General features: G+C 72.3%; 5 protein-coding genes. 1 reads left to right on the plus strand and 4 read right to left on the minus strand.

Features of this window, described 5'->3' with window-relative positions; translation table 11 throughout:
- The 3 genes from AC1DP0_RS16500 to AC1DP0_RS16510 all read right to left on the minus strand — a co-directional run.
- Positions 1-681: lipid II:glycine glycyltransferase FemX (locus tag AC1DP0_RS16500; RefSeq protein ID WP_478086226.1), on the minus strand; the 681-nt coding region annotated here is incomplete at its 3' end.
- Between the two features lie 24 nt (positions 682-705).
- On the minus strand, positions 706-1203 hold the full coding sequence (locus tag AC1DP0_RS16505; RefSeq protein ID WP_478086230.1) for a hypothetical protein: 498 nt from the start codon (positions 1201-1203) through the stop codon (positions 706-708).
- Positions 1196-1558: a hypothetical protein gene (locus AC1DP0_RS16510; RefSeq protein ID WP_478086235.1), complete on the minus strand. Its 363-nt coding sequence runs from the start codon at positions 1556-1558 to the stop codon at positions 1196-1198. The genes AC1DP0_RS16505 and AC1DP0_RS16510 overlap by 8 nt, the downstream gene beginning before the upstream one ends.
- 204 nt (positions 1559-1762) lie before the next feature.
- Between AC1DP0_RS16510 and AC1DP0_RS16515 the strand changes: the two genes are divergently transcribed.
- Positions 1763-3208 carry an ADP-ribosylglycohydrolase family protein gene (locus tag AC1DP0_RS16515; RefSeq protein WP_478086240.1) on the plus strand — a complete coding sequence of 482 codons (1446 nt, stop codon included), beginning with the start codon at positions 1763-1765 and terminating at the stop codon, positions 3206-3208.
- A 365-nt stretch (positions 3209-3573) separates the two neighbouring features.
- On the opposite strand, the gene AC1DP0_RS16520 is transcribed toward AC1DP0_RS16515, so the two are convergent.
- Positions 3574-6183: TM0106 family RecB-like putative nuclease (locus AC1DP0_RS16520; protein WP_478086242.1), on the minus strand; the 2610-nt coding region annotated here is incomplete at its 5' end.

A 6183-nucleotide genomic window follows, 5' to 3' on the forward strand; every position in this document is an offset into this window, starting at 1 on the left:
CACCTGGACCCCGGCCTTCTCGGCCTTCTTGACGTTGCGGCGCCACTGCTGGTTCATGCCCTTGAGCAGGTCGGCGTCCGTGCGTCCGCGCAGGTCGACCACGCAGAGCAGGCGGGGCTGGCCCACGGCGACGCCGTCGGCGCCGAGCGCGAGCCACTGGTTGCGGTCGAGCCATGCTTCGAGGCGGCGAGCGGCGGGGTTGTCGACGGCGGCGGGGAGGCTCGTGAAGCTGAGCAGGCCCTGGTCGACGACCTGCTTCTTGACCGGCTCGCGGTCCCAGATGCGCGAGACGACGGGGTAGCCGAGGCGCAGCGCGAACGCCTTGGTGCTCCTGGCCCACGCCACGAGCGGGTCGAGCCAGGCCGACGGGTCGGTCGCCACGAGGTCCCAGGGCAGGCCCGGGCCCTCCGGCAGGTAGGCGTAGGACCGGGACAGGCGCGGGATCGTGCGTGAAAGCACGAGGCCCGCACCGACCCGGTGACCCGCCGCGTCGAACCAGCCGAGGTGCGTGCGGCGCCACCCTGCCTTGGCTCGACCCCAGGCGGGTGTCTGGAGGAAGCTGCCGCCGAGCTCGAGGAGGGTCTCGACGGCCTCGTCGGCGCTGATCTCGCGAACCGTCAGGGGGCCGGCGACGGGTGTCGCCTGCGTCGTCGGCGCAGGGGCAGGGGTCTGCTCGGTCATGGCGGCCACCCTATCGGCGCGACGTCAGTCGCCCGACTGCGCCACCTCGGCGGCGGAGGCAGCACTGGCGCGGGCCGTGCGGCGGATCCACCACAGGCCGACGAGCGGCAGGAGGAGCGGCACGAAACCGTAGCCCTGCCCGAAGTGTGACCAGACCGTCTTGTCCGGGAAGGCCTGGGGCCTGACCGCCGAGACCGTCCCGACGACGAGGACGCCGACCAGCTCGACGGACAGGGCGATGGTCGCGAGGCGCACCGACGCCCGGTCGCCCCGTGCGAGCCCGATCGTCGCGACGAGGTAGATGACCGCCGCGACGGCCGAGAGGAGGTAGGGCACGGGGGCCCGGGCGAAGTACTCGCTGATCTGCAGGATCGAGCGTCCCGTGGCGGCGAGCGCGAGGAGGCCGTAGACCGCGACGAGGAGACGACCGAAGCCGTGCCCGGTGTGCGGGGACTCGTGGTGTGACGCGCCCCGCGACTCCGGCTGCGACTCGGGCGGTGACTGGCGTTGCGGCTCAGGCATTGAGGCTCCAGACCTGCTGCAGACGGGCGACGAGGATGGCGACGACGAGGGCGCCCCCGAGCACGACGCCCATCGCCCACTGCGTCTTCTCCTTGACGGCGATGACGATGGTGGCGGGGATGACGAGCAGCACCGTGAAGAGGTACGCGATGAAGGTCGCCCGCTCGGCGCCGTCGCCGATCGCCGAGGCCTTGGTCAGGCCCACGACGAGCTGCACGAGCAGCGCGAGCTCGATGGCGGCGCCGACGATGATGACCGGGTCGTCGACCAGACGGCCCCGGAGAAGGTGGTGCGCGGCCAGCAGGCCCAGCACGCCGCTCGCGACGAGCAGCACGACGGTCAGCGGTTGCAGCACGCCAGAAGCCTACGGCGTCGCCCTGGGTCGCTGAGGATCGGCCTGCGGTGCCCGTCGCATGGGCGTCGAGGGTTGGACCGTGCGTCCGGATCGGTCGCACCTGACGGTAGTTTTCCTCTGCGCTGCCCTGAGGCCGCCGCCCGCCACCCCCGCCCGCCACCCCCACCCCTCACTGACCGCCACCGACCCCATCGAGGAGCAGCCGTGCCGATCCGCCCCATCGCTGTCGACCGTGCGGCCGGGGTGCTGCTCGGTGAAGCCTGTGGCGACGCCCTCGGCGTGCCCTACGAGATGGCCGCGCCACCCGTCGGTGAGGCCGTGATGAAGGGTGGTGGCCTCGGCCCCTACAAGCCGGGAGAGTGGAGCGACGACACACAGATGACGCTCTGTGTGGCTCGGGTGGCGGCCCAGGGCGTCGACCTCTCCTCGCCCGCGGGCCTGGACGCCGTGGCCGAGGCCTTCACGGCGTGGCTCGACGGGGGCGCCACCGACGTGGGGACCCAGACGCGGGCCGTCCTGACGGAGGCGAAGCACCTCGCGGGAGCCCCGCACGACCGCCTGACGCGCGCCAGCGAGGCGCTGCACGCGCGGACCGGGCTGACAGCCGGGAACGGGGCCCTGATGCGTACCCCCATCGTCGGGCTGTCGGCGCTCGAGGACCGCGACGCGACCGCGCGGGCCGCACGGGCCATCGCCCTGCTGACCCACGCCGACCCGCTGGCCGGGGACTCCGCCGTGCTGTGGTCGGAGGCGATCCGGGTCGCGGTCACCGAAGGACATCTCGACCTCGCGGCCGGTCTCGACCTCGTCAGCGCGGCCAACACCGGCCGGTGGGGTGACTGGATCGAGGCGGCGACCGGAGCGGAGCCGGGTGGGTTCGGCGACAACGGCTTCACGGTGACCGCGCTGCAGGACGCCTGGGCCGCCATCACGACGACGGACCGGGGCGACGGCTCGGCCATGCACCTGCAGCGCGGCCTGCAGGCAGCGGTGCGAGCCGGCCACGACACCGACACGGTGGCAGCCATCGCGGGCTCGCTGCTCGGGGCGCGTTACGGCGCCTCGGCCGTCCCGACCCAGTGGCGCCGCATGGTGCACGGCTGGCCCGGGCTGCGCGCCCACGACCTCGTCGAGCTGGCCGTCTCGACCTCGGTGGGTGGGCGTCGTCACGAGGACTGGCCGTCGGTCACCTCGATGGGTGACCCGCACATCCCCACCCTCGGGATCCCGCACCCGATCGACCCGGACATCGTCCTCGGCACCATCTCCGACCTCGACCGCGTCCGCGAGCTCGACGTCCAGGCCATCGTCTCCCTGTGCGCGCTCGGCCTCGACGACATCCCGGCGGCAGGGATGACCGCCCGCGACCACATCGAGTTCTGGATCAACGACGAGGAGCAGGAGGAGACGAACCCGCACCTCGACTTCGTCCTCGACGACGCGTCGTCGGCGCTGCGCCAGTTCCGGGCCGAGGGCAAGCGAGTGCTCGTGCACTGCCGCCATGGCGTCCAGCGCACCCCGGCCGTCGCCCTGCGGTATGCCGTCGACCTCGGTATCGCCCCCGAGCTCGCCGAGCGGTCCATCCGGGACGCCCTGCCCGGCATCCGCGGCGGGGGCCGCCTCTGGGACGTTGCTGCCCACGGCGCCTGAGGCCCGGTGACCGCACCCACTGCCCGCGAGGCGCTTCCGCACGGCCTCCTGGACCGGACCACCGCGCTAGGTTGCCGCCCTGAGCGACATCGACCACCGGCGCCTCGGCGTGGACCTCTACAACGCGACCTGGGAGCTGCTCGACCGGGATGACCGATCGGTCGAGGACGACGACGCGATGATCGCGCAGGCGCACGCCTCCTTCCATCACTGGGGCCAGGTTGAGGAGGTCAGCCCCGCCAACGTCGGCCGCGGCCCGGCAGGTCTGCGCGAGCATCACCGACGCCGAGGACCGGGAGGTCGTCGAGGCCGATCTGGCGACGCTCCCCCGCCGTCCCTGACGCCGTCTCCCGGCAAGGACACGGTCAGAGGGTCTTGGCCTCGTCGACATAACGGCAGAGCGCGTTGACGGCGCGCAGCTCCTCGGGCGTGTGGACCTCCGCGTCGGTGAGCAACGGGCTACCGACGATGACGGCCATGGCCCTGGCCCGCGAGATGGCGACGTTGAGGCGGTGCAGGTCGTAGAGGAACGAGACACCGCGTGGCGCGAGTGCCGCCGTCGTGCTCGCCATCGAGTAGATGACGACGGCGCCCTGCTGTCCCTGGAACTTGTCGACCGTTCCGACCCGGGCGCCTGCCGGCAGCTCGGCCGTCAGCGCCGCGACGTGCGCGTTGTACGGGGCGACGATGAGGATGTCGGAGAGCCCGATGGGCAGCGAATCGCCTTCTGCGGTGGTCCAGCTGCCGCCCAGCAGGTCGTCCACGAGGGTGCGGACGACGACGGCCTCCTCGCCGCTCGACTGCTCGGCGAGGGTCTCGTGCTCGACCGGCACCCAGCGGAGTCCGTCTCCGGAGAGGGCACCCGGCGCCTCCACCGAGAGCCGCTCCCGGCCGGGCGCCGACTCGAGTCGACCCTCGTAGGCGAGCTCCGAGACGAACGCCGTCAGACTCGGGTGCATGCGGTGCGTGCGGTCGAGGAAGACGCCTCGGTCGGCGGGGATGACGTCGTGGACCAGGCCGTCGTCCGTGGTGCGCAGGTGGTCGAGGGCCGACACGCCGGATCCGTACGGGTGGACCGCCTTGGTCGGCTGGGTCAGCTGCTGGGGGTCGCCGAGCAGGACGAGCGAGCGCGCGGCCGGCGCGACGGCCACCGCGTTGGCGAGCGAGAACTGACCAGCTTCGTCGATGACAAGCACGTCGACCGCGTCGACCATGTCGTCGCGGGACCAGAGCCAGGCGGTGCCCCCGACGAGCGTGGCCTCGCTGCTCGCGAGGGCCGCCGCGATCGCGGCGTTGTCGGAGGTGTGCTGGATCAGCGCGTTGGGGTCGTCGGGCTCGTCGCCCTCCTCGACGTTGCTGCCGTCCTTGTGCCAGGCGGGTCGCGCCACCTCGTCGAGGAGGTTGAGCACGACGGCGTGCGACTGCGCCGTGACACCCACTCGGAGCCCTGCGTCGAGCAGCTCACGGATCAGGGCCGACCCGGCATACGTCTTGCCGGTGCCGGGTGGACCCTGGACGGCGAGCACCTCGCCGGCGAGCGCGCGGCCGACCCGGACGACGACGTCCTTCGGGGACTCGTCGCGGCGAGCCGTGAGCGCGTCGCCCGTCGGGACGACTCGCTCGATGAGTCGCGTCGCGAGGTTCGTGCCCCCGGCGAGCACCAGCTCACCGGTGCGGGCGATGCTGGCGCGCAGCACCGCGTCCATGACCGGCCCGGGTCCGCCGAGACCGCGGGGACGTGGCGGCGCGAGAGACTTCTTCATCGACAGCTCGACCCAGCCCTCGATGGGGTCGATGGCGACGACCTTGCCGACCGGCGCATGGGTGTCGACGTCGGGGACGTACTTGCCCACCGCCACCTTGCAGTCCTGGGGCGGGAACGGGTAGCGCCACACCTTGGAGAGCTTGACGACGCGCATCTCCTCGGGCTCCCCGAGGTCACCGATCGCGGTGCCGTCCTCGACGAGCTCAGGGGTCTCGAGCTCCTTGTAGCGGAAGAAGTCCCACCACTCCGGGCGCTTCTCGCGCCGATGCCATCCGACGAGTCCCGCTAGGAGCTCGTGACCGCCCTCGACGAGCCGCTCCGCGAGGGCGATCTCGGCGCGTTCCTCGTCGGAGATCTCGCGCAGCTTCTCCGGCACGGGCCGGGTCAACACATGACCTGCCCCCTCGAGCTCGGCCCGCCGATCCTCGAGCCACTCGTGCAGGGCCAGCGTCGAGCGGACGTCTTCCTCGTTGTAGCGGCGGATGTCGTCGAGGATGGCTTGGTCGGCCGACCCGTCGTCCCGTCCGGCGAGCCAGCGTTCGTACTCGACGACGGACGACAGCCCGTCGGCCACGCCCGCTCCGTCAGCGGACCGGGTGTGGCCCCAGTAGAACTCCTCGAGCTTCTTGATCGAGTAGGACCCCTTGCTGATGCGCACGCCCTGGCGCACCACGGCGTAGAGGTCGACGAACACCTCATGTCGCAGCAGCTGGTCGAGCTCGGCCTCGCGGGTGGCGTGCTGCCCGACGAGCCGCTTCAGGGCCGTCGTCTCGTAGGGCGCGTAGTGGTAGACGTGCATGTCGGGGAATCGTTGCCACCGGTCGGTGAGCCAGTCGAGCAGCCCGGCCGTCAGACGGCCCTCCTCGGCGAAGTCATGGGCCCAGAACTCGACGAACTCTCCCTGACGGGTCCACAGGCCCGCGAGGTACTCCCGGCCCGCGCCCCCCTCGGCCCACGGGTCTCCCTCGAAGTCGAGGTAGACGTCGCCCTCGTCGGGCTCGGGCAGCATCTGCAGCCCCCTGCCCGGCTCGGGGTCGAGGAGCTCGTACTGCGCCTGACCCGTCTCACGCTCGGCGAGCTGCAGCCGGGCCTGCTGGAGCAGCCGACGTCGCGTCGCGATCGACAGGGCCGGTGCCAGCGGCTCCTCGCCCGACTGCGCCAGCGACCGCAGGGTCGGGATGCCGAGGTCGATCAGCGCTGCCCGGTGGTC

It is taken from the genome of Terrabacter sp. P5_B1 (assembly GCF_056400505.1).